Genomic DNA, 24127 nt, shown 5'->3' on the forward strand with positions numbered 1-24127 from the left:
CGCAGTCCCCTGCCGGTCAGGAACGCAGTTCCAGTGTGCAGCACTTCGGCCCGCCGCCCGCCTTGCGCAGCTCCGACAGGTCGACCGGCAGCGGCTCGTACCCGTGCTCCCGCAGCGTTTCGATCAGCCCGACCGCCTCGGCGTTGATGACGACGTTGCGCCCGTCGCACACGGCGTTGAGCCCGAGCACCGCCGCGTCCGCCTCGCTCGCGAGGACCGCGTCCGGGAACAGCCGCCTGAGCACCGCCCGGCTGCCGGGGGAGAACGCGCCGGGGAAGTACGCGACGTTGTCGCCGCCGAGGGGGAACAGCGCCGTGTCCAGGTGGTAGAAGCGCGGGTCGACGAGCCGGAGCGTCACCACCGGGCGGCGGAGGAACTCCTGCGCCTCCTGGTGCGCCGCGATCTCCGTGCGGAACCCCGTCCCGGCGAGGATGACGTGGTCGAGCGTGAGGAAGTCGCCCTCGCCTTCGTTCGTGTGCTGCGGCTCCAGCAGCTCGGAGAAGCCGTTCTCCAGCATCCACTTCGCGTACGCGGGGCCCTCCGCGTACCGCTCCGGGTGCGTGAACTTCGCGCCGTACACCCGCCCGCCGACCACCAGCGCCCCGTTGGCCGCGAACACCATGTCGGGCAGCCCCTCGATCGGGTCGATGAGGCTCACCTCGTGCCCGAGCGCGAGGTACGCCGCCCGCAACGCCTCCCACTGCGCCACGGCCTTCGCCGCCTCGGCCCCGGCCGCCGGGTCCATCCACGGGTTGATCGCGTACGTGACGGCGAAGTGGTCCGGACGGCACATCAGGTAGTGCCGCCGCAGCGCGGTCCGGACGGCGGTCGGCTCCATCGCCGGCATGACGGTCATAGGTGTCTCCAGGGACATCCGAAGGGGAAACGACTCAGCGAAAGCCTAAGAACCGGACAGGCGCAATCCAATGCGCCGATGTTGCTCTGACCTGGCAGTTCGTTGCGTGTTTCCGTCCCGTTCGCGCTATTCGTTGCGTGCGTCCGCAGCCTCGCGCCGGTCTCGGACCACCGATCCCCGCCCCCCAGGACCTGCACTCACCACACCGTTCTGCCGCCGCCCGGCCCCGGATGCCGGCCCCGGCGATCGGGGGACGCCGCGACGATGGCCGTCCCCCGATGCCCTTCACGCGCGCATGGCGCGGTGGCCGCGTCCGGCCTGCGCGAAGGCCCCTCCGGCAGGAGGAACTATTAGATAATGCGGAAATGGGCTCGGGTCCCCTCGCTGTGGTGTCGCTGGCGGTCGGCCTGATCGCGCTGACGGCGTGCGGCGGCTCACCGCACAAAGGGCCAGTGGTCGACCCAGCGACGCTCGCCCCTCCGGCGACCGGGGCGGCGACCGGTCAGCCGACCGGCGGCACATCCGGGCCGCCGTCGGTGGGTCCGTCGCCGCGCGCCTGGACGACGCCGCGTGTGAACACCGGCAGTGGAGCGTCCCTGGAGAACCGGACACCGAACGCGCTGTGCCTGATGGTCTGGAGCCCTTATCCGGTGCGGATCGAGGGCTTCACGGCCGCGCAGTCGGGCCGGCCTGTGCCGATCACCGCCAGCGGCATGCCCGACGAGGTTCTGGCGCGGTCCAGGTTCGGGACCGTCACCTACGAGACGGCTCCGAGCTGCACGGGCGCCGCCGGCGTGGGCATCCAGGCGCGCAAGCCCTGTGCACCGGACACGGTGATCGGGCCCGCGGACCCGTGCGCGATCACACCTGCGTACACCGACCAGCCAGAGGTTCCAAGGCCCGCCCGCTATACGGTGCTGGTCACGTGGCGGCTCTCGAAGCTGTGCACGGACTCCTCCGGGCCGTGCGGTGGTCTCGGGGCGACCGCCGACCGTCCGGTGCGCGCGACCTGGCGGACCACGCCGACGCTGCACGCCTGCACCAAGTGGGCGCCCTTGCCCGAGGCGCCGAACGGAGGCCAGAGCGATCTCGGCCAATGCTAGGAGCCGATCCGAACGGCTGGCGAGGGCGCGCAGGCCTCTCCCCTCGGAACCCGATCCCGGACCGGCGCCGGACTGGACGCAGCGACTCTCCGCACTGGGCACCTTCGGCCCGCCGACGTCGCTCGTCGCGGCCGTCCTGATCTGGTACGGCTATGTCGCGACGCTCCAGCGGTTCCGCTACTTCGGCGTTGATCTGCAACTCACCGACCTCGGGAACCAGACACTCCTGCTCTATGGCGTGGAGGTGGCCTACCCGGCGGCAGTGCTGCTCCTCCTGATCGTGCTCGCGACTCTCGGCGGACATGCGGTCGTGCGCGGCATGGTGCTCCCGGACCGGGTGCGCGCCGCCCGGCGGATCGCGCTGGCCATGGCGCTGGCCGGGCTCGCGCTGACCGGCAGGGCGTTGGTCGGAGTCCTGTCGACGAAGGTCGCCGCGAACGAGACACCCGGCGTGACGCCGCTCTGCCTGACGGCCGGCGTACCTTCGCTGGTCTACGCGTTCTGGCTGTTCCGCCAAGCCGGGGACGGCGGTTGGCGAGAACGTCCGGCTCTGACCGAAGTGGAGCGCGGCGGACGGTACGTGGCGTGTGCGGTGGTAGCGATGGGCCTGTTCTGGGCGGCCAACAGCCTTGCAGGCGAGGTCGGTGTCGCCCGCGCCTACGACGACGCCCGCGACTTCGCCAGGCTTCCCGAGGTCGTCCTCTACGCCAAGGAGCCGCTGAGCGACGCTCCGCCCGAAACGCTGCACACCGATTTCGGCAAATCGGTCACCTACCGCCACCGCTATCAGCACCTGCGACTTCTTCTAGCCTCGGGCGGGCGCCTCTTCCTCGTCCCGTTGACCTGGAAACCCGACGCTCGCACGGCCCGGATCTCAACGTTCGTCGTCGCGTACGACGGCAGCGTTCGCCTTCAGCTCATCCCGCAGAAGACCAACTGACCGGGCGACCTGCACCGGGACATCGAGGACTGAGGGAGCATCTGGCGCGCTGAGGGCGCGGCCGGCGAGGGCTCTGCCGCCGGCCGCGCCTCATCGCGGACGCCCCGCCGGTCAGGCGCGCTCGGCGGCCGTGCGGAGGTAGAGGCGTGTGCGCCGATCGTCCAGAATCGTGGGCATGCGAAGGTCGGATCGGATCGCATGGTGGACGTTCGGCATCGGCATCGTCGTGATCTTCGGTGGTATCGGGGCATTCGGCATGCTGGCCGATCCGCCTCCCCCGGAGCCGCCCTCCCCGAACACCGTGGACCTGTTCTGCCCGCCTGAACCGATCGGCAGGGCGCGGGGCGACACGTACTTCGAAGAGATCGCCGAACCTTACCGGGGCAACGGCCCGCACGCGGTGAGGCTGCTGTACGTGAACGCCAACACCGGCGAGGACGCCGACGAGCTCCCCTCCCGCTGGACGGCGGACGACGGGGGAAGTGATGCCGACGCGAAGCCCAAGGTCCAGCTCGTCGCCTGTGGTTACCAGGACACGGCACAAGAGACCCGGGTCTGCGAATACGTCCCCGAATCCGTTGCGCGGTTGGACTGGCAGCTGTCGGGGCCCACGAGAACGCGGAACGCGACCAAGATCTCGCTCCTGAAGGCCTCCTACGTCTTCGAGATCTACGAGGCGAAGACCGCCAGGCCGCTGGGCCGCTTCGCGGTGCCCGGCGACGCGGCGTGCCCAGGGAGCGTCAAGGTCGACGACCGGGCCTTCATCGGGCAGGCACCGGACGCGGCCAAGCTGCGCAAGGCCTTGCGCCCCTACGCGGAACGCGCGGTCGGCTGAGGAACGGCAGGCGCAGGGGCCGACCACGCGGTTGGCGAGGTGTGGATGGGGACATGGTGCTGACTCGCGGCTACGGCTGGGCTTTGAGGGCGGCGAGTTGGAGGCGGAGGGCCAGACGGGTCTGGGGGCTTGTGAGGTCGAGTGGGGTCACCTCGGTCATGCGGCGTAGGCGGTGGCGGAGGGTGTTGGGGTGGACGGCCAGGGCCTGGGCCGTGCCTTTGGTGTCGCCGTAGTGGTCCAGCCACGCGGCGAGGGTCGGGAGGTAGGACGTTCCGTGCTTCTCGTCGTGGGCGCGGAGGGCGGGGAGGGGGCCGCCCAGCAGGTCGGCGCCGACCGCCTTGCGGGCGCGTTCGACGACCACCTCGTCCCACGCGTCCTCCAGGAGGACGGTTCCGGGGGCGAGACCGCCGGAGCCGACCAGGGCTGCGAGTTCGGATGCTTCGGCGCGGGAGCGGGGGAGGTCGGCGGGGGAGTGGGCGAGGCCGCCCGCCGCCGCGTACAGGGTGCGGTCGTGGGCGCGGACGCGGGTGAGGACGTGGCGCAGCCAGGGCGTCGTTCCGGATTCGACGCTGTCGCGTCCCGGCTCGGTCAGGACCGCGAAGATCGTGCCGGCGAGGTCGGTGAGGAGGGGGCGGCGCCAGCCGTAGCGGCGGGTGATCGCGTCCCAGAGGTCGAGGCGGCGGCGGACGTCGTCGGTCTCGGCCCGGTCGCCGAGCGCGACCACGCGCCAGGGCGGGGGAGACGGGACGGGCCGGGAGCCGTCCTGGAGCGCGGCGCGCACCTCGTCCGCCGTGACGCGGCGCGCGACGCCGGCCTCGGCTCGGAGGCGGAGCAGGTGCAGGGCCAGGACGGAGGCCAGGTCGGCCAGGCGCCGGACGCGGTCGGGGGGAACCGCCGTGCGCGCCACGACCCAGATCGAGCCGAGCCATTCGCCGCCGGCGCGGACCGGGATGACGAGGCGGGGCAGCATGCCGTCCGGGCCCGCGGGGACGAGGACCGGGTCGCTCGACCGGGCCAGCTTGCGGAACACCCCCGAGGCCCGCAGGTGGGCGATGACCTGCGGGGGGACGCGGCGGCCGACGATCGTGGAGACGCGGGCCGGGTCGGTGCTGTCCTGGCGGCCCGAGTAGGCGAGGACGCGGGAGCGCGCGTCCTCCAGCGTCACCGGGGCGTCGGCGATCTCCGCCGCCGTGTCGGCCAGGGCGAACAGGTCGTCCTGCGGGCCGGACGGTCCGGGGAGCGGGGCGTGGGCGCGGTCGACGACGCCGCGGACCAGCCAGATGACGTGGGTCCAGGACGCGTCCCGCTGGAGTTCGACGAGGGCCGGCGCCAGGCGGCGCGCGGCGGCGGCCACCTCGGCGGCCCCGGCGAGGGGCGACTTGAACACCACGCCGCTCGCCCCCGCCGCGTCGGCGCGTTCCAGCAGCGCGACGGCGTCGGCCGGGTCCGTCACGCCGGCGCCGAGGACGATCTCTCCCGGCTGCCCGGCGGCCTCGCCGGGCTCGGCCAGGACGACGTCGTGCACCTGCGCGTCCCGGCCGGGGGCGACCAGGCGCAGCAGCCCCGGGCCCAGCGCGTCGACCAGGCCGGTCACGCTGATCATTCGATCTCCCTCCCTCCTTCCTTCCATTGTGCGCTTCGCATCATGGTGGGCCTCCTGATTGGCCGAAATCGACAGGGGTATCGGCTCGCGGACGCATCACCATCGAAGTGACACGTTTCACGAGGAGAGGAGAGGCCATGGCGCGCCGAGTCGCCGTCGTGGGGGCCGGGATGGTCGGTCTGTCCACGGCATGGTTCCTGCAGGAGCACGGCGACGACGTCACCGTGTTCGACCGGCGGGACGTCGCGGCCGGAGCGTCCTGGGGCAACGCCGGGTGGCTGACCCCCGGGCTGGCGACCCCGCTGCCCGAACCGGCCGTCCTCTCCTACGGCGTGCGCGCGGTGCTCAGCCCGTCGTCGCCGGTCTACGTCCCGCCGAGCGCGAACCCGCGCCTGCTGCGGTTCCTCGCGGGCTTCGCCCGCAACAGCACGGCCGCGCGGTGGCGGCGCGCGATGGAGGCGCTGGTGCCGATCAACGGCCGGGCGCTGCCGAGCTTCGACGCGCTGCTGGACGGCGGCGTCCGCGCCGAGACGAGCGAGGCCGGGTCCTTCCTCGCCGCGTACCGGACGGAGCGGGAGCGGCGCGTCCTGCTGGAGGAGATCGAGCACATCCGCGCCGCCGGGCAGGAGCTGGAGTACGAGGTCCTGACCGGCGACGAGGCGCGCGGGGTGGAGCCCGCGCTCTCCGACGAGATCGGCGCGGCGATCCTGCTGCGCGGCCAGCGGTTCATCAACCCGGGCGTGTTCGTGCACGCCCTCGCCGACTCCGTCCGCGACCGCGGCGGCAAGATCCGCGCGGGTGCGGACGTGACGGACGTCCGCGACGAGCCGGGCGGGGTGGCGGTCCGCACGGGCGGCAGCGACTTCGAGACGTTCGACGCGGTGGTCCTGGCGAGCGGCGTGTGGCTCGGCGACCTCGCCCGGCGGTTCGGGGTCGGCGCGCTCGTCCAGGCGGGCCGCGGGTACAGCTTCAGCGTGCCGATGGAGCGGGTCCCCGACGCGCCGGTGTACTTCCCCGCGCAGCGGGTCGCCTGCACGCCGCTCGGCGACCGGCTCCGCGTCGCCGGGATGATGGAGTTCCGCCGTCCCGAGGCGCCGCTCGACCCGCGCCGGATCCGGGCGATCGTCGAGGCCGCCCGCCCGCTGCTGCGCGGCGCCGACCTCGGCGCCCGGCAGGACGAGTGGGTCGGGTCGCGTCCCTGCACCCGCGACGGCCTCCCGCTGATCGGCGCCACCCGGTCGCCGCGGGTCTTCGCCGCGGGCGGCCACGGCATGTGGGGCATCACGCTCGGCCCCGCCACCGGGAGCCTCCTCGCGGAGATGATCGCCACCGGGCGCCGTCCGGGCGAGCTGGACCCGTTCGACCCGCTCCGCTGACGATCCGCGGTTCTCCGCCCCGGGCCGTCGCCATTCGCCGTCACCTTTTCTCCGGCCGCTCCGTCAACGCGGTGAAGAAGGAGGAGCGATGAGCGAATACGACTGGACCCTGATGTACGTCATGCACGACGCGCTGAGGAGGGAGCTGGAGCACCTCGCCAAGGTGACCGCGCGTGAGGACGACGACCCCCGCCGCCTTCTGGCCGCGGCGGCGGGCTGGGAGCTGTTCAAGCTGTCCCTGCACGCCCACCACACCGCCGAGGACGAGGCGCTCTGGCCGGTCGTCCGGGAGACCCTCGCCGGCCGCGCCGACGACCTGGCCCTGCTGGACGCGATGGAGGCCGAGCACGCCGCCGTCGACCCCCTCATCGAGGCCATCGACACCGGCGCCGAACCCGTCGGCGAGCTCGTCGACGCCCTCGCCACCGCCCTCACCGCGCACCTCGCGCACGAGGAGAAGGAGGCGATCCCGCTGATCGACGCCACCCTGAAGGCGGAGCAGTTCCAGAACTTCGGCCAGGTCCACGGCCGCCACGTCGGCCCGAACGCGCCGCGCGTGCTGCCCTGGCTCCTCGACGGAGTGGACGACGCGACGGCCGCGGCCACGCTGTCCGTCCTGCCGGAGCCCGCCCGCACCGCGTTCGCAACGCAGTGGCAGCCCGCCTACCGGGAACTGAAGCGCTGGCCGACGGCCTGACCGGCGGAAACGGCGAGGCCGCCGCCACGGGCGAACCGTGGCGGCGGCCTCGTGCCGTTCCGCGGATCAGAGGTTGATCATGTGCCCGGCCAGGCCGTGCACGGCCTCCTTCATCGCCTCGCCCAGGGACGGGTGGGCGTGCACGTTGCGCGCGACCTCGTTGACGGTGAGGTCCCACTGCTGCGCCAGGGTCAGCTCGGGCAGCAGCTCGGTCACCTCGGGGCCGATCATGTGCGCGCCGAGGATCTCCCCGTACTTCGCGTCGCTGATCACCTTGACGAAGCCCTCGCCCTCGCCGAGGCCGAGCGCCTTGCCGTTGGCGCTGAACGGGAACTTGGCGGTCTTGACCTCGAAGCCCTGCTCCTTCGCCTGCGCCTCCGTCCAGCCGAACGAGGCGACCTGCGGCTGGCAGTAGGTGGCGCGCGGGATCATCACGTAGTCGAGCTCCATCGTCTCGGCGCCGCCGATGGTCTCGGCCGCGACGATGCCCATGGCCTCGGCGGCGTGCGCGAGCATCAGCTTCGCGGTGACGTCGCCGATGGCGTAGATGTGCGGGACGGACGTGCGGCAGCGGCCGTCCACGTCGATCGCGCCGCGGTCGGTCAGCGCGACGCCGGTCTTCTCCAGCCCGTAGCCCTCGACGTTCGGCTGGAACCCGATCGCCTGGAGCACCTTGTCGGCCTCCAGCACCTGCTGCGCGCCGTCCTTGCCGGTGACGGTGACCTTGACCTTCTCGCCCGAGTCGTCGATCGCGTCCACCCGGGTCGAGGTGAGGACGTCCACGCCGAGCTTGCGGTAGCGCTTGGCCAGCTCCTTCGACACGTCGGCGTCCTCGTTCGGGACCATCCGGTCGAGGAACTCGACGATCGTGACCTTCACCCCGTAGTTGTGCAGCACGTAGGCGAACTCGACGCCGATCGCGCCGGCGCCCGCGATGATGATGCTGTCCGGCAGCTCGGAGCTGAGGATCTGCTCCTCGTAGGTGACCACGCGCTCCGACAGCGACGTGCCCGGCAGCAGCTTGGTGTGCGCGCCGGCCGCGATGATGCAGTTGTCGAACGTGACCGTCTCGCTCGACCCGTCCTGCTTCGCCACCTCGAGGGTGTTCGGGTCGGTGAACGTGCCCCGCCCGTTGTAGGACGTGATCTTGTTCTTCTTCATCAGGAACTGGACGCCCTTGACGAGCTTGTCCGACACCTGGCGGCTGCGCTCGTAGGCGACGCCGTAGTCGAAGGACACGCTGCCCTCGACGTTGATCCCGAACGTCTTCTGCTCCTGGGTGAAGATGTGCGCCAGCTCGGCGTTGCGCAGCAGCGCCTTCGAGGGGATGCAGCCGACGTTGAGGCACACCCCGCCCCAGTACCTCTCCTCGATGATCGCCGTCTTCAGCCCAAGCTGCGCCGCCCGGATCGCGGCGACATATCCACCCGGGCCCGAGCCCAGGACCACGACGTCAAAGTGTTCGCTCATATCCAAGGACGATATTCGCCGCGACCATGTGTTCGCATCCCGGCGGGCGCACGCGGGGCGCCGGGTCGGACGCGGCCGTCACGTCCTGTTAGGGTTTCGGCAAGGTCTCCCTCCGATCACGATCCGTGGGAGCCCGTCGACTGACAGGGCGGCGCGCAGGGGCGCGAGCCCGGAGCCGTCCCGGCCGCGGAGCCCGGCGGCGTCCCCTGGAACGGCGGTGCCGCGGCGCCGGAACATCGCGCCTCGGCCCGGTCGTCGTCCCCGTTCCGAGCCGAGTGGAGGAGAAGACGAGTGAGGATCCCCAAGCGCGTCAACACCGTCCTGGACTGGGTGGAAGAGCACCTGCTCGCGCTCGCGGTGGTCGTCGCGCTGGTCGTCGTCGCGCTGGTCGCCACGCTCGCACCGCCGGCGGTCGGCCTGCCGGTCGCCGGGTTCGTCCTCGGCGCCGCCGCCGGGGGCCTCGTCGTGCACCTGCGGATGAGCCGCCGCGTCGCCCGCGCCCGCTCCGACATCGACAACCTGCTCCGCGAGAACGGCGCGCTGCGGCACCGCAACACCGTCCTCGCCAGCGGAGTGATCACGCGGGGGGCGCAGGAGACGCAGGCGCTCGTCTCCATCCCCGAGGACGACCTGCTGGACGCGCCGGACGACCCGCAGGCCACCGTGTCCCTCGACGAGCTGCTGGACGGCGACCCGCAGAGCACCAACGAGCTGCCGGACGACCCGCGGGCCGCCGAAGACCCCGAGACCGCCGAGGACCCCGAGACCGCCGGCGACCCCCTGTCCACCGATGAGCTTCCAGGACGGGACGAGACCCCGCCTCCCGCCGCCGGCCCCCTGGACGGCGACCCGCTGCGCACCACCGTCCTGCCCGCGCTGCCGGACGACCTCCTCGGCGGCGCGGACGACGGCGAGGACGAGGACACCGCGCGGACGCCGCGCCGGTCCCGCAAGGCCTGACCCAGGCGCGGCCGGGGCCCGAGCTGGGCCTTCTACCGCAGAGTCACCGGAGCCCCGACCCGGCGTTAGTTACTTGAGCTGATCTTCGGGCAGGGGCATGCCGTGAACGACTCGACGAACGCGCGGCAGGGAGCGGACCCGGGACGCGGAGGCGAGGGCGCGGGACCGCCGGAGGGCGCCGTCCGCAAGGCCGTGATCGCCTCGGCGATGGGCAACTGCATCGAGTGGTTCGACTTCGGCGTGTTCAGCGCCGGCGTGATGACCTCGATCATCGGCACGGTTTTCTTCCCCGAGGACGCGGGCGGCAGCGCCACGCTGCGCTCGTTCGCGCTGGTCGCGGCGGCGTTCCTCGCCCGCCCGTTCGGCGGCATGTTCTTCGGTCCGATGGGGGACCGGCTCGGCCGCAAGCGGGTGCTGGCCGCCACCATCATCCTGATGTCGGGCTCGACGTTCGTGATCGGCGTCCTGCCCGGTTACGCCACGATCGGGATCGCCGCGCCGCTGCTGCTGCTCGGAGTCCGCCTCGTCCAGGGCTTCTCGACGGGCGGCGAGTACGGCGGCGCGGCCACGATGATCGCCGAGTACGCGCCCACGAACCGGCGCGGGTTCTACGGGGCGTTCCTGGAGTTCGGCACCCTCGGCGGCTACATCATGGGCGCCGGGCTCGTGCTGCTCATCGACCTGTCCCTCAGCGAGAGCGCGATGAACGGGTGGGGCTGGCGCATCCCGTTCCTGATCGCGCTGCCGCTCGGCGCCGTCGGGCTCTACGTCCGGACGCGGATCGAGGACACCCCGACGTTCCGGCACATGGAGGCGGAGGGCAGGAAGGCCCGGTCGCCGCTCAAGGAGACCGTGGAGTACCACTGGCGCACCATCCTGAGGCTCATCGGGATCGTGATCCTGCTGAACGTGGCGGTCTACACGCTGCTGACGTTCATGCCGTCCTACCTCGTCGACTTCCTGGACATGAACGACACCACGTCGCAGCTCACCACGATCGGCGTGGAGGCGGCGATGATGACGGTGATCCTGCCGCTTGGCGCGCTGTCGGACCGGATCGGCCGCAGGCCGCTGCTGATCGCCGCCGCGCTCGGCTTCCTCGTGCTGTCCTGGCCGGCGTTCGCGCTCATGCAGACCCACGACCCGGCCGGGGTCGCGGTCGGCTACGCGGTCATCGGCGGGCTGCTGGTGCTGATGCTGGCGGTGATCGGCGCGACGTTCCCCGCGATGTTCCCGACCAGGGTGCGGTACGGCGCCTTCGCGATCGGCTACAACATCTCGACGTCGCTGTTCGGCGGGACGGCGGCCGTGATCGTGGGCTCGCTGATCGAGGCCACGGGCTCCAACTCCGTCCCGGCCTACTACCTGATGATCGTCGCCCTGGTCGCGCTGCTGCCGATCATCAAGACCCCGGAGACGGCCGGGGTGCCGATCGAGCGGGCCGGGGAGGAGAACGCCCCGGAACCGGTGGGTTCGGGGGCGCGGCGGAGCTGAGGCCCGGGAAGCCGGGCGACGCGCGGGAGCGGGCGGCCGGCGGGGCGGGCGGTCAGCGGGAGCGGGCGAAGCGCCGACGGGCCCGGACGGTGCCGTCCGGCCGGGTGGTCTGCCCCATGTCCCCTCGGCCTGACCTGCGACGAAACCTCTGCCCAGAGTGCGCCTGGGTGCGAGTTGTGTGGCGCGCGGGCAAATCAGAGGTGCTGCCAATGGCTCCTTGCGACCGCTTCATTACCGTCTGTAGCGTCACGGGTGGCCAAAGGCCGCAACTTCCCCGCAAGACCACGACGAATCGGTGGTGTGGACGTGACGGAACAGCAGCTCCAGGAACAGCAGCAACAGGACCACCAGCACAGCCTGAGCACCGCGGCCGCGCGGAACCTGGCGACCACGACCAAGACCGTCCCGCAGATGCAGGGCATCACGTCGCGGTGGCTGCTGAAGCTGCTTCCCTGGGTGCAGGCGTCCGGCGGCACCTACCGCGTCAACCGGCGGCTCACCTACACGCTGGGCGACGGCCGGGTCACGTTCGTGACGACCGGCGCCGACGTCCGCGTGATCCCGCGCGAGCTCGGCGAGCTCGCCCCGCTGCGCGGCTACGACGACGACCTGACCCTGGACGCCATCGCGGGACGCTTCACCCAGCAGGAGTACGCGCCCGGCGACGTCGTCGTCGAGCGGGGGCGCCCCGTCGACCGCGTCGTCCTCGTCGCGCACGGCAAGCTCAGCAAGATCGGCGCGGGCGAGTACGGCTCCGACGCCGTCCTCGGGACGCTCGCGAACGGCGACTTCTTCGGCGAGCAGGCCCTCCTCGGGACGGAGGAGGGGCAGGAGCCGCCGACGTGGGAGCACACCGTCAAGGCGGTGACCACCTGCACGATCCTCAGCATGAGCCAGGTCGACTTCCAGGAGACGCTCGGCCAGTCCTCCTCCCTCCAGGCCCACCTGGAGGAGTACCGGGCGAGCCCGCGCCGCGCGCACAACGCGCACGGCGAGGCGGCGATCGAGGTGGTGTCCGGGCACGACGGCGAACCCGTCCTGCCGAGCACGTTCGTCGACTACGAGGCGTCCCCCCGCGAGTACGAGCTGAGCGTCGCGCAGACCGTGCTGCGCGTCCACACCCGCGTCGCCGACCTCTACAACCAGCCGATGGACCAGATCGAGCAGCAGCTCAGGCTGACCATCGAGGCGCTGCGCGAGCGCCAGGAGCAGGAGATCGTCAACAACCGCGACTTCGGCCTGCTGCACAACACCGACCTGTCGCAGCGCATCCACACCCGCTCCGGCCCGCCCACGCCCGACGACATGGACGACCTGCTCACCCTCGTCTGGAAGGACCCGGCGTTCTTCCTCGCCCACCCGAAGGCGATCGCCGCGTTCGGCCGGGAGTGCAGCGCCCGCGGCATCTACCCCGACAGCGTCGACGTCGGCGGCCACAAGGTGCCCGGCTGGCGCGGCGTGCCCATCTTCCCGTGCAACAAGATCCCGGTCTCGCCGACGCTGACCAGCTCGATCCTGCTGATGCGGACCGGCGAGGCGGCGCAGGGCGTCGTCGGGCTCCACCAGGTCGGCCTGCCGGACGAGTACCAGCCGGGGCTGTCGGTCCGGTACATGGGCATCGACGACAAGGCGCTCCTCAACTACCTGGTCAGCGCGTACTACTCGGCGGCCGTCCTGGTGCCCGACGCGCTGGGCATGCTGGAGTCGGTCGAGGTCGCGCACGGCGGTGCCGGCGCGTGACGGAGGAACGGCTGGCCCTTTCCACCCGCGCCGCACGCAACCTCGCCTCGACGACCAAGACCGTTCCGCAGACGCAGGGCATCACCCCGCGGTGGCTGCTGTCGCGGCTGCCGTGGGTGGAGGCCGCCGGCGGCGCCTACCGGGTGAACCGCCGGCTCACCTACCGGCTCGGCGACGGGCTCGTGACGTTCGTCAACGACGGCGCGGCGATCCGGGTCGTCCCGCCCGAACTGGCCGAGCTGCCGCCGCTGCGCGGCCTGTCCGACCCCGAGATCCTGGACGCCCTCGCCGCGCGGTTCGAGCAGCGCGAGTACCGGCCCGGCGAGGTGATCGCGGAGTCGGGCGGGCCCCGCGACGCGGTGCACCTGATCGCGTACGGCAAGGTCGAGGAGAGCGTCCCCGGCGCCTACGACGCCGCCGGCCGGGTCGGCGTCCGCGACGGCGGGGGGTTCTTCGGCGCGGAGGCCCTGCTCGGCGAGCCGGGGGAGTGGGCGCACACGTTCCGCGCGCTCACCCCCGTGATCGTCCTGTCGCTGCCGCGGCAGGCGGTCGAGGAGCTGACCGAGCGGTCCGAGGCGCTGCGCGCGCACCTGGAGGAGTACCGGGCCGCGCCCGCCCCGCCGCGGACCAGGCACGGTGAGGCGGCGATCGAGGTGGCGTCCGGGCACGACGGCGAACCCGTCCTGCCGAGCACGTTCGTCGACTACGAGGCCTCGCCCCGCGAGTACGAGCTGGCCGTCACCCAGACGGTCCTGCGCGTCCACTCGCGGGTCGCCGACCTCTACAGCGATCCGATGGACCAGGTCGAGCAGCAGCTCAGGCTGACGATCGAGGAGATCAGGGAGCGCCAGGAGCACGAACTGGTCAACAACCGCGACTTCGGGCTGCTGCACAACGCGGACCTGCGCCAGCGCATCCAGACCCTCGGGGGCCCGCCGACCCCCGCCGACATGGACGAGCTGCTGGCGCGGCGCCGCAAGACCCGGTTCTTCCTCGCCCACCCGAAGACGATCGCGGCGATCGGCCGGGAGTGCACGCGGCGCGGCGTGTACCCCGCGCCCGTCGAGGTCGAGGGCCGCCGCGCGCACGCCTGGCGCGGCGTCCCGATCCTCCCGTGCGACAAGATCCCGATCTCGCCGACCGGGACCAGCTCGATCCTCGCGCTGCGCACCGGCGAGGACGACCAGGGCGTCGTCGGCCTGCACCGCACCGGGCTGGAGGGCGAGGTCCGGCCGGGCCTCACCGTCCGTTTCACCGGCATCGACGACAAGGGCCTGCTGACCTACCTGGTCAGCGCCTACCACTCGGCCGCCGTGCTGGTCCCCGACGCCCTCGGCGTCCTGGAGAACGTCGAGATCGCCCGCTGACGAGAGGGGACCCGCCATGCCCGCCTGGAGAGACGACCCGGCCGTGATCGGCTGCGACCATCGGACGGAGCCGCCGCACCGCCCCCGGACGGCGGCGGAGGTGCTCACCTGGAGCCGCCGCCTGCTCGACCCGGCGCTGCGCCACGTGGTCGAGGCCATGCCGGAGGCGTCGCGCTCCACCGCGGGCTTCCACTTCGGCTGGCGCGACGAGCGCGGCCGCCCTGCCGCCGGGGCGGGCGGCAAGGCGATCCGGCCCGCGCTGACGCTGCTGGCCGCGGAGGCGGTCGGCGGGACGGTCCAGGCCGCCCTGCCGGCCGCCGTGGCGGTCGAGCTCGCGCACAACTTCTCCCTCATGCACGACGACGTGATGGACGGCGACCTCACCCGCCGGCACCGCCCCACCGCGTGGGCGGTCTTCGGCGCGAACGCCGCCATCCTGTCCGGCGACGCCCTCCTCGCCGCCGCCTACGAGCTCCTCGCCGAGGAGCCCTCCGCGGTGGTCGCCCGCGGCGTGCGCATCCTCGCCCGGGCCGTGCTGGAACTGGTCGAGGGCCAGCGCGCCGACCTGGCCTTCGAGGAGCGCGCCGACGTCACGCTCGACGAGTGCCTGGCCATGGCCGCCGGCAAGACCGGCGCCCTGCTCGGCGCGTCGTGCGCGCTCGGCGCCGTGTACGGCGGGGGCACCGCCGGGCAGGTCTCCCGCCTGCGCGTCTTCGGCGAGCGCCTCGGCCTGGCCTTCCAGCTCGTCGACGACCTGCTCGGCATCTGGGGCGAACCGGCGGTCACCGACGCCCTCGCCGACCTCGACGCCGCCGGAGCCGCCCCGGCCGCGGACGCCGAACTGCGGTCGCTCGCCCGCCTGATGACCCACCGCGACCGCTGACCTCCCCGCCGAGCCCAGCCCACCCCGGGGTCCTTCTCGATCGATCACATGTTCGAGTAGGGTGTGGAGTCGTGCAGGCTCCCGAACACGTCCCGTTCCTGTGCCCCGCCGGGCACCGGCTCGACCCGGGCCGGGTCATCGTCGGCTGGTCGCCGTGCGTCTGCCCGCCCTGCGACAGGCGGGGCCGCGGCCTGCGCGGCCACCGCACCTACCTGTGCCTCGACTGCAAGGACGAGCACGTCACGACGAAGTGCTACCTGCCCCACCACGTCCCGTCCGAAGGCGCGGAGTACCGCTGGCCCTGACGTGCGGCCGGCGGTCAGTACGGGAGGACGCGGCCCGACGGGGTGCGCAGGTCCAGGGCCGGGCGTTCGGCCTGTTCGGCGGCGATGCGTTTCGTGATTCTGACGCGGATTCGACCCTTCATGGCGTTCTCCCCTCCCCCCGGCTTCACCCGCCTGTAATACGGGACCCCTGCCCACATTCGTTCGAATTCACCATCGTCCGGGATGAGGGCTCGTGCAGGGGGCGGGGGGAGGTGTCCCCGCGCTCTGCCTGAAGACCAGGTCAGGCGCGGGTCAGCCCTTGATCTGCGTCCAGGCCTGCGCCCAGCGGGAATAGTCCACGCATTTGCTGCCGCGGTCGTCCCCGCATTCCTTGACAGGGGTCTTCCAGAACGCCAGGCGCTTGTAGAACTCCGGGTCGCCGACGTGGTACGTCGAGCAGAAGCCCTTGGCGGTGTACCTGCACGCCTTGGGATTGGCGGGCGCCTCGCCGAACCACTGCGCGACCTCCGCCTGCACCTTGGGCATGGTGATCCAGTTCATCCACTTGTACATGCAGGTCGGATGCTGGGCCTTCGAGGAGATCATCCAGGTGTCGGACCAGCCGGTCGCCCCCTCGTCGGGGATCGTCGTGGCGACCGGCGCCTTCTCCGCCATGGCCAGGTTCGCGGTCACCTGCCAGGCGGTGCCGGCGTAGTTGTAGCCGCTCTTGAACGACTGGAGCTCGTCCAGGTAGTTCGCCCAGTACTGGTTGACGTTCGGGCGCTGCTGCTTGAGCAGGTCCACCGCGGCGTCGAACTGCTTCTCGTCCAGCTCGTAGACGTCGTTGATCTTCAGTTCGGGGCGGTGCGTCTTCAGGTAGAGCGCGGCGTCCGCGATGTAGATGGGGGAGTCGTAGGCGACGACGTGCCCGGCGGCGGGGGACTCCTTGTCCCACACCACGCTCCACGACGTCGGACGCTGCGGAATCTTGTCCGTCCGGTACATCAGCATGTTGGCGCCGTAGCCGTGCGGGACGCCGTACATCCGCCCGGCGGCGGAGTTGTACGGCTGGTTCTTCAGGTACTTGGCGATGTCGTCCCAGCTGCTGATCAGGCCGGTGTTGACGGGCGCGACCGTCCCGCCGTAGATGAGCCGCAGGCTCGCGTCGCCGGACGCCGACACGCCGTCGTACCGCCCGGTCTTCATGAGCGCGACCATCGAGTCGGAGGTGTCGGCGACCTTCGTGTACACCTTGCAGCCGGTCGCCTTCGTGAACGGCTTGACCCAGTCGACCTTCGGGTCGTTCGTGCCGTCCTCGGCGTATCCGGCCCAGGCGACGAGGTCGAGCCGGCCTTCCGGGGTGCCGAGTTCCTGCAGCATCGGGACGTCGGGCGGCGCGGCGGTCCCGCCGGAGTCGCCGCTGCAGGCGCCGGTCAGCACCGCTGCGACCAGCGCACCCGTGGCGAGCAGGGTCCGGCGGACGCGGGCGGGTGAGCGCACGGTCGTCGTCGCATCTGGGGTACGAGCCATCACGCTGAGGCATCGTAGGGGTATTTTGGGCTGTCCGTCGCCACAAAACGTGATGAACTGGAAACTGTCGACACATGGCGGCGGTCCGCCCTAGGCTCTCCTGCGTTCCGCGTGAGCCGCTCCGCACGCAATCGATGCCAGCCGTCCAGACCAGTCGATGTCAGTCGTCCGATCGAGTGAAGGTTCTGCCGCAGTGCCAATTCGAGGCCGCACAACGGACTCGTCCGCCGGACACCGGCGGGCTCCCAAGGCCGCGCGTTTCCGCTCCATCCGCTTCAAGGTCGTCCTGATGGTCGCCGTCTCGGTGGTCTCCCTCGGCGTGCTCTGGGCGTTCGCCGCGAGCATCGCGCTCGGCGAGGGGCTCAACCTCCGCCACGTCAAGACCGTCCAGGACCACTACGGCTACCCGTCGGGCGCGCTCGGCAGCGCCCTGCAGGCCGAGCGGCGGCTGTCGATGGTGTACCTCGGCGGCCGCGCGGAGGGCGACCGCGCCGCCATGGAGTCCGGCCGCCTGGTCACCGACCGGCAGGCCGACCTGTTCCGCAAGCTCGCCAAGTCCGAGGCCGTCGACGGCGCTGCCCCGGAGGACGCCCGGCGTATCGCCGGCAAGATCCTCACCGAGCTGGACGGGCTGGACGACCGGCGCCGCGCCATCGACGCCGGCCGCCTGGACCGGGCCCGCGCGTTCGCCGACTACACGGCCCTGCTCGGCGACGTCGGCGCGCTCCAGGGCTCCCTCGCGACGCTGGACAACTCCGAGGTCGCCAAGGACGCCCGCAACGAGGCGTCGCTGACCCGGGCCCGCGAGGTCCTCGCGCAGGAGGACGCGCTGCTGGCGGGCGCCCTCGCCGCCGGCAGGATCACGCCCGGCGAGCACGCCCAGTACGTCAAGCTCGTCGGCACGCAGCGCACCCTCTACACCTACACGGCGGCCGAGCTGCGCGCGGCCGACCAGTCCTACTACGAGCGCATCGTCGGCATGCCCGAGTACGGCCGGCTCCGCGCGTTGGAGGACCGCTTCGTCGCCTCGCCCCGGCTGGTCAACGCCACCGGCACCGCGGGGGCGCTGTGGAAGACCACCGCCGACTCCAACCTCACCCGGCTCCGCGGGCTCGAACTGTCGGTGTCGGCGGGCGCCGAGAAGCGCGCCCAGCCGATCTCCGAGGGCATCATCACCCGCGTCGTCCTCGCGGGCGCGCTCGGGCTGGTCGCGGTCGTCGCCACCCTCGTCCTCGCGGTGTGGGTCGCCCGGTCCATCATCCGCGAGCTGCGCCGGCTGCGCCGCGAGGCGATCGACCTGGCCGACGTCCGGCTGCCCGGCGTGATCCGCCGGCTGCGCCTCGGCGAGGAGGTCGACGTGGCCGCCGAGGCGCCGCCGCTGGCGTTCGGCACCCGCGAGATCGACCAGGTCGGCGAGGCGTTCAACGCCGCCCGCCGCACCGCGATCCAGAGCGCCGTCGAGGAGGCGACGCTGCGCCGCAACGTCAGCGACGTGTTCGTCAACCTCGCCCGCCGCAGCCAGACGCTGCTGCACCGCCAGCTCAAGCTGCTGGACTCGATGGAGCGGCGCATCGAGACCCCCGACGACCTGGAGGACCTGTTCCGGGTCGACCACCTCGCCACCCGCATGCGCCGGCACGCCGAGGGCCTGATCATCCTGTCCGGGCAGGCGCCCGGCCGCGGCTGGCGCAGCCCCGTCGCGATCGTGGACGTCGCCCGCGCCGCCGCGTCCGAGGTCGAGGACTACACCCGCGTCAACGTCGCCCCGATGACCCGCGCCGCGATCGTCGGCCCGGCCGTCGCCGACGTCATCCACCTGCTCGCCGAGCTGATCGAGAACGCCGCGACGTTCTCGCCGCCGCACACGACCGTCCAGGTGCACGGGCAGGCCGTCTCGCACGGCTTCACGCTGGAGGTCGAGGACCGCGGCCTCAGCATGGACGAGCCCAGCCTCGCCGCCGCCAACGAGCGGCTCGCCACCGCCGCCGAGTTCGACCTGTCCGACAGCGCGCAGCTCGGCCTGTTCGTCGTCGGCCGGCTGGCCCGCCGGCACAACATCAAGGTCACCCTGCGGACGTCCCCCTACGGCGGCATGACCGCGATCGTGCTGCTGCCCGAGGAGCTCGTCGTCCCCGACGAGGGCGCACCGGTGCGCAGCGCGCCCGCCCTGACCACCCGCCGCGCCGAGGACGCGCTCGTCCCCGTCGGCACGGTCGTGAGCGGCGGCGCCAGCGTCCGCAGCGGCCCGCAGCCGGTGCTGGACGAGGGCGGGTCCGTGCTGCACCTGCCGTCCGGACGGCACGCCGCTCCGTCCGCGTCTCCGGCGCCCCCTCCGCCGCGGGAGCCGCTCGCCCAGCCCGCCCGCCCGTTCATCCCCCCGGCCACCCCCGTTCCCGCGCCCGGGGAGCCGCCCGCGGAGCCGGACGCGCTGACCGGGCCCATCCCGGTGTTCGAGGAGCCGATCCAGGGCCCGGCGCCGACGCCCCGGGCGGCCCCGTCGCCGTGGGGCGACCCGCCGCCCGAGTCCGAGCCCGCGCCGTCGCCGCCGCCCCCGCCGAGCGTGCCGCGCTCGCCCCGCGAGGTGCGGCGCCGGCCCCCGGGCAAGTCGCCCGGCGCCGACCGGCCCTCGCTGCCCAAGCGGGTCAGGCAGGAGAACATGGCCTCCCAGCTGCGGGAGGAGAACTCCGCGCCGGCCGGTCCCGCGCCCGCCGCCCGCGCCGACCGGTCGCCCGAGCAGCTTCGGTCGATGATGTCGTCCATCCAGCAGGGCACCCGGCGCGGCCGCGCCGAGTCCCTCGACACCGAGGAATCGTGACGGACCATGACCGGTCCTGGCAGCGAATGGCTCGATGACGAGGCCGGCCCGATCGTGCGGTCGTACGCGCTCACCCGCGGGCGCGCCAGGCCCGCGACCGGCGAGGCCTTCGACATGATCACGATAGTCTCGACCGCGGCGCGGCCCCGGTCCGGTTCGCCCGGCATCGGTCCCGAGCACCTCGACATCCTGGAGATGTGCCTGCAACCGCAGCCGGTGGCCGAGATCGCGGCGCGGATGAAGCTGCCGCTCGTCGTCGTGCGGGTGCTGCTCGGCGACCTGCTCCACCACCGGCTCATCACCGCCACCCGTCCCCAACAGGAGAGCGCGCTCTCCAAGGAACGTCTGCTGAGGGAAGTGCTCCATGGTCTCCAAGCCCTCTGAGAACGCCGGTGCGGTCGCCGCAGGGAGCGCGGTGCCGTCCCCCCGGGAGGGGGCCGCCCCGGCGACCCCGGTCGCCGTGAAGATCCTCGTAGCCGGGGGCTTCGGCGTCGGCAAGACGACGCTCGTCGGCTCCGTCAGCGAGATCCGCCCGCTGCAGACCGAGGAGCTGCTCACCGACCGGGGCGTCGGCGTCGACGACACCGAGGGCGTCGAGCAGAAGACCACCACCACGGTCGCGATGGACTTCGGCCGCATCACGATCCGCGACGGCCTCGTGCTCTACCTGTTCGGCACGCCCGGCCAGGACCGGTTCTGGTTCATGTGGGACGAGCTGTCCTTCGGGGCGCTCGGCGCGGTCGTGCTCGCCGACACCCGCCGCCTCTCGGACTGCTTCCCCGCCGTCGACTACTTCGAGAACCGGGGCCTGCCGTTCGTCATCGCGGTGAACCGTTTCGACGACGGCTACGACTACACGCCCGAGGAGATCCGGGAGGCCCTCGACCTCAGCGAGGGCACCCCGGTCGTGATGTGCGACGTCCGGGAGCGCACGTCCGGCAAGGAGGTGCTGACGACGCTGGTCAGGTACCTGCTGACGGTGCACGAGGAGACGACGCGCGCGGACGCCCCGGCGCTGTAGGCTGCCGGACGAGATGAACCGGACACGCGCGCGGCTCTCGGACGGCCGCGAGATCGTCTACTACGACGAGGCCCCCGGCCGGGCCCCCGTCGCGGACCCGCGCGGCCTGCCGCCGGTCGAGCCGGTGTGCGAGGTCCGCCGCGACCCGCTCACCGGCGACCACGTCACCATCACCAGGCACCGCAACACGCGGACGTTCCTGCCGCCCGCCGACCAGTGCCCGCTGTGCCCCGGCGGCCCGGCCTCGGAGATCCCCGACCCGTCCTACGACGTCGCCGTCTTCGAGAACCGCTTCCCGTCCTTCGACGTCCGCACCCCGCCGGTGCCGGGCTCGATCGACGGGGTGGACTCGATCGACGGGGTGGAACGGTCCCGCGGCGCCGGGCGCTGCGAGGTCGTGTGCTTCACCGACGACCACTCCGCCTCGATGGCGCAGCTGCCCGTCTCCCGCGTCCGGACGGTCGTCGACGCGTGGGCCGACCGCACCGCCGAGCTGTCGGCGATCCCCGGCGTCGCGCAGGTCTTCGCGTTCGAGAACCGCGGCGTCGAGATCGGCGTGACCCTGCACCACCCGCACGGCCAGATCTACGCCTACCCGTTCCTCACGCCCCGCACCGAGCGGATGCTGGCGTCCGCGTCCGCGAACCCCGACCTGTTCGGCGACGTCCTGAAGGCCGAGCGCGCCGGCAGCCGCGTCGTGCTGGCCGGCGAGCACTGGACGGCCTACGTCCCCGCCGCCGCCCGCTGGCCGGTCGAGGTGCACCTGACGCCGCACCGCCACGTCCCCGACATGGCCGCCCTCGACGCGGGCGAGCGCGACGAGCTGGCCGTCCTCTACCGCGACCTGCTGCGCCGCTGCGACGCCCTCTACGGCGCCCCGCTGCCCTACGTCGCGGGCTGGCACCAGGCGCCGGTCGGCGAGGGCCGCGAGCTGCTCCGCCTGCACCTGGAGCTGTTCTCGATCCGGCGCGCCGCCGACAAGATCAAGTACCTGGCGGGCTCGGAGTCGGGCATGGCCGCCTGGATCAACGACGTCCCGCCGGAGGATGTCGCCGCGCGCCTGCGCGCCCTCGGCTGACGCGCGCCCGCCGTTCGCTCCCGCGGTTGACTCGGGCTTGACCTTCCCGATTTGGCGACTGTCTGGAACGATCTCCGCCGCGTGGCCTACGCTCCGACGCATGCCGGAAAGCGTGCTGGCGGACCCGTTGGCGCGGGGGTCCTTCGACGGCGTCGCCGCCACCGCCGAGCGCCCGTCGCTCGCGTTCACCTCCCGCGTCGGGCAGGGAGTGAACATCGGCCAGGCGTGGGACCTGGCGGCCGGCGCGCCGCTCGGCCCGCCGATCCCCGACTTCCCGGCCGACCGGGCCGACTGGGCGTTCGGGCTCCCCGCCGGGTCTCCGACCGCCGCCTGGACGCACCGCGACCGCCTCCACGTCCACGACCTCGGCACGGGCCGCGAACTCACCCTGGACGCCCAGCCCGACCTTGTCGGCCTCACCGTCCACCACGGCCGCGGCGCCGTCGTGGCCGTCTTCGGCCCCGCGAACGACGCCGAGGTCGCCGTGTGGGACGCGCTCACGGGCGACCGCCTCGCGGGCTTCCACCTCTGGCTCGGCCACCACAGCGCGATCGGCCGACGGCTCCTGCACGCGACGCCCGCCACGGGCCCCATCGCCGGCCTGACCGGCGACTCCGCGGTCGCGCTCCTCGACCTCGAACGCGGCGAGGAGATCGCCACGGCCCCGTCCCGCGGCCCGTCCGCGGCCCTGCCCCCCGCCACGGCCCTCACCCCGTCCCCTGACGGCCTCGTGCTCCTCTACCCGGTCCCTGAGGGCCTGGGCGTGCACGGCCTGGACGGCGACCGCCTCGCGACCCTGTCCACTCCTGCCCCCTGCGACCAGGTGGCCGCGGCCCTGGTCGACGGACACCTCCTGGTGGCCGCCGCCCTCCAGGACGCCCCCGACACCCTCCTCGCCTGGAACGCCGCCTCCCCGGCCCCGTCCCACCGCGTCAGGCTCCCGGCCCCCGCCAACGACCTGTCCCTGGCCCCCGACGGCACCCTCCTGGCCGCCACAGACGCCGCCCTCTACACCGCCCGCCTGCGCACATGAAAAGCCACCGCCGGCGCCCGTGGGGCGCCGGCGGTGGGGGTGGGGTGGGAGGTCAGCGGTTGGCGAACTTGTACTGGATGGCCGCTTCCTTCGGGGTGAGGGGGCGGTCGAGGAACATCAGCCCGTCCATGCGGCAGTTGCAGGGGTTCTTCTCCGCGGTGTTCTGCGGGTAGCTGCCGCCGATCTTGATGCCGCGGGGGTCCGTGGCGGACGTGACGTCGGGCTCGGGGGCGCCTTCGAGGCCCCACGGGTCCCCGGCCGTGGTGTAGAAGCCGTCCAGCGGCTTCCCGTCCTTGTAGAGCGCCATCTCGCCGGTGTCGTAGTCGAATGTCGCGGCGAGGTGCACCCAGGTGTTCTGGGGGAGGATGCTCTGCCAGTCCTCGCTCGCCGCGAACGTCTGCGACTTCGAGCCGTCCACGCGGCGGCCCAGCGCGACGACGTGCAGCTTGCCGGAGACCTCGATGATCTCCAGCAGGGCGCGCACGGCGTGGCCGTCGGAGTCGCCGGTGAGCAGGCCGGACAGGCCGACCGCGTTGTAGACGTCGCTCGGGTTGGACGTCTCGGTGTTGGGGCTCGGGTTCGTCCCGGTCATCTTGAACCAGCCCGCGAGGGTCGCGCCCTTGGCGGAGCTGAACGCGCGGAGGGACGGGACGCCGGACGCGGAGTAGACCCCCGCCTTCCAGTCGTCGTTGCCCTTCGTGGACGGGTCGACCTGCCCGAGCTGGATGGCGTGCCGGCGCTCGCCGTCCCGCACCCGCATGGCCGCGCCGCCGTTGATGAGGTTGATCGTCGTTCCGGAGCGTCCGCCGTCGGCCTCGCGGGACGGGTCGCCCGGGACGGGGTGCTCGAAGTCGTAGTAGGAGACCAGGTTCTGCCTGAGCGGCGGGAAGACGCCGCCGGTCGAGGCGTCGGCCGGGGCGGCGGCGACGCACAGGGACGCGCCCAGCAGCGCGGTGGTGAGTGCCCCGACGCTGCGCGGCTCCAGGACGATCGACCCCGTCGGCGCGTGGGCCGAGGACGCGCCGTCCGTGGCCCGCCTCCGCGAGCAGGGCGCGGTGTT

At 72.7% G+C, this 24127-nt stretch carries 21 protein-coding genes; 16 read left to right on the forward strand and 5 right to left on the reverse strand.

Going from position 1 to position 24127, the window contains the following annotated elements; genetic code table 11:
* Positions 1-16: 16 nt before the first annotated feature.
* A complete protein-coding gene (gene ddaH, locus AB0K37_RS13485) occupies positions 17-856 on the reverse strand; it encodes a dimethylargininase (RefSeq protein ID WP_363979494.1) in 840 nt (279 codons plus the stop codon).
* Between the two features lie 389 nt (positions 857-1245).
* On the opposite strand from ddaH, the gene AB0K37_RS13490 reads away from it, so the two are divergent.
* From AB0K37_RS13490 to AB0K37_RS13500, 3 genes are all read left to right on the forward strand, one after another.
* Positions 1246-1959, forward strand: a complete 714-nt coding sequence (locus AB0K37_RS13490) for a hypothetical protein (protein WP_363979497.1) — start codon at positions 1246-1248, stop codon at positions 1957-1959.
* Between the two features lie 238 nt (positions 1960-2197).
* Positions 2198-2899 carry a hypothetical protein gene (locus AB0K37_RS13495; protein ID WP_363979500.1) on the forward strand — a complete coding sequence of 234 codons (702 nt, stop codon included), beginning with the start codon at positions 2198-2200 and terminating at the stop codon, positions 2897-2899.
* A 175-nt stretch (positions 2900-3074) separates the two neighbouring features.
* Positions 3075-3734, forward strand: a complete 660-nt coding sequence (locus tag AB0K37_RS13500; protein WP_363979503.1) for a hypothetical protein — start codon at positions 3075-3077, stop codon at positions 3732-3734.
* Positions 3735-3804: 70 nt separating this feature from the next.
* On the opposite strand, the gene AB0K37_RS13505 is transcribed toward AB0K37_RS13500, so the two are convergent.
* Positions 3805-5337, reverse strand: coding sequence for a helix-turn-helix domain-containing protein (locus tag AB0K37_RS13505; protein ID WP_363979506.1), 1533 nt, complete (start codon positions 5335-5337; stop codon positions 3805-3807).
* Positions 5338-5474: 137 nt separating this feature from the next.
* Here AB0K37_RS13505 and AB0K37_RS13510 point away from each other — a divergent pair, with 137 nt between their 5' ends.
* Both AB0K37_RS13510 and AB0K37_RS13515 read left to right on the forward strand, forming a co-directional pair.
* On the forward strand, positions 5475-6713 hold the full coding sequence (locus AB0K37_RS13510) for an FAD-dependent oxidoreductase (protein WP_363979508.1): 1239 nt from the start codon (positions 5475-5477) through the stop codon (positions 6711-6713).
* Positions 6714-6801: 88 nt separating this feature from the next.
* Entirely contained in the window at positions 6802-7410 is a 609-nt protein-coding gene (locus AB0K37_RS13515) for a hemerythrin domain-containing protein (RefSeq protein WP_363979510.1), read from the forward strand.
* Between the two features lie 66 nt (positions 7411-7476).
* Here the strand turns inward: AB0K37_RS13515 and lpdA are convergent, their stop codons facing one another.
* Positions 7477-8880, reverse strand: a complete 1404-nt coding sequence (lpdA, locus tag AB0K37_RS13520; protein ID WP_363979513.1) for a dihydrolipoyl dehydrogenase — start codon at positions 8878-8880, stop codon at positions 7477-7479.
* A 291-nt stretch (positions 8881-9171) separates the two neighbouring features.
* Between lpdA and AB0K37_RS13525 the strand changes: the two genes are divergently transcribed.
* From AB0K37_RS13525 to AB0K37_RS13550, 6 genes are all read left to right on the forward strand, one after another.
* The gene (locus tag AB0K37_RS13525) at positions 9172-9840 is read left to right on the forward strand and encodes a hypothetical protein (RefSeq protein WP_363979516.1); all 669 of its coding nucleotides are present in this window, start codon (positions 9172-9174) and stop codon (positions 9838-9840) included.
* Positions 9841-9942: 102 nt separating this feature from the next.
* Positions 9943-11334: an MFS transporter gene (locus AB0K37_RS13530; RefSeq protein ID WP_363979519.1), complete on the forward strand. Its 1392-nt coding sequence runs from the start codon at positions 9943-9945 to the stop codon at positions 11332-11334.
* A 306-nt stretch (positions 11335-11640) separates the two neighbouring features.
* Positions 11641-13074, forward strand: coding sequence for a family 2B encapsulin nanocompartment shell protein (locus tag AB0K37_RS13535; protein ID WP_363979522.1), 1434 nt, complete (start codon positions 11641-11643; stop codon positions 13072-13074).
* Positions 13071-14441 (forward strand): family 2B encapsulin nanocompartment shell protein, encoded by a 1371-nt coding sequence (locus AB0K37_RS13540; protein WP_363979526.1) that lies wholly within the window; start codon positions 13071-13073, stop codon positions 14439-14441. The genes AB0K37_RS13535 and AB0K37_RS13540 overlap by 4 nt, the downstream gene beginning before the upstream one ends.
* A 16-nt stretch (positions 14442-14457) precedes the next feature.
* Positions 14458-15324 (forward strand): polyprenyl synthetase family protein, encoded by an 867-nt coding sequence (locus AB0K37_RS13545; RefSeq protein ID WP_363979529.1) that lies wholly within the window; start codon positions 14458-14460, stop codon positions 15322-15324.
* Between the two features lie 71 nt (positions 15325-15395).
* Positions 15396-15629: a hypothetical protein gene (locus AB0K37_RS13550; protein ID WP_363979532.1), complete on the forward strand. Its 234-nt coding sequence runs from the start codon at positions 15396-15398 to the stop codon at positions 15627-15629.
* Between the two features lie 273 nt (positions 15630-15902).
* On the opposite strand, the gene AB0K37_RS13555 is transcribed toward AB0K37_RS13550, so the two are convergent.
* Positions 15903-17120, reverse strand: a complete 1218-nt coding sequence (locus AB0K37_RS13555) for an ABC transporter substrate-binding protein (protein WP_363979553.1) — start codon at positions 17118-17120, stop codon at positions 15903-15905.
* 289 nt (positions 17121-17409) lie between these two features.
* On the opposite strand from AB0K37_RS13555, the gene AB0K37_RS13560 reads away from it, so the two are divergent.
* The 5 genes from AB0K37_RS13560 (at position 17410) to AB0K37_RS13580 (ending at position 23067) form a co-directional block, all read left to right on the forward strand.
* The gene (locus tag AB0K37_RS13560) at positions 17410-19935 is read left to right on the forward strand and encodes a nitrate- and nitrite sensing domain-containing protein (protein WP_363979535.1); all 2526 of its coding nucleotides are present in this window, start codon (positions 17410-17412) and stop codon (positions 19933-19935) included.
* Positions 19936-19941: 6 nt separating this feature from the next.
* Positions 19942-20319: a DUF742 domain-containing protein gene (locus AB0K37_RS13565; RefSeq protein ID WP_363979538.1), complete on the forward strand. Its 378-nt coding sequence runs from the start codon at positions 19942-19944 to the stop codon at positions 20317-20319.
* Positions 20300-20956, forward strand: a complete 657-nt coding sequence (locus AB0K37_RS13570) for an ATP/GTP-binding protein (RefSeq protein WP_363979541.1) — start codon at positions 20300-20302, stop codon at positions 20954-20956. Before AB0K37_RS13565 ends, AB0K37_RS13570 begins: the two co-directional genes overlap by 20 nt.
* Positions 20957-20969: 13 nt before the next feature.
* Entirely contained in the window at positions 20970-22034 is a 1065-nt protein-coding gene (gene galT, locus AB0K37_RS13575; RefSeq protein ID WP_363979544.1) for a galactose-1-phosphate uridylyltransferase, read from the forward strand.
* A 100-nt stretch (positions 22035-22134) separates the two neighbouring features.
* Positions 22135-23067: a hypothetical protein gene (locus AB0K37_RS13580; RefSeq protein WP_363979547.1), complete on the forward strand. Its 933-nt coding sequence runs from the start codon at positions 22135-22137 to the stop codon at positions 23065-23067.
* 52 nt (positions 23068-23119) lie between these two features.
* On the opposite strand, the gene AB0K37_RS13585 is transcribed toward AB0K37_RS13580, so the two are convergent.
* Positions 23120-23827: a LamG-like jellyroll fold domain-containing protein gene (locus tag AB0K37_RS13585; RefSeq protein ID WP_363979550.1), complete on the reverse strand. Its 708-nt coding sequence runs from the start codon at positions 23825-23827 to the stop codon at positions 23120-23122.
* Between the last annotated feature and the right edge of the window lie 300 nt (positions 23828-24127).

Source organism: Actinomadura sp. NPDC049753 (assembly GCF_040674655.1).
In the GTDB taxonomy this organism is placed as follows: Bacteria; Actinomycetota; Actinomycetes; order Streptosporangiales; family Streptosporangiaceae; genus Spirillospora; species Spirillospora verrucosospora.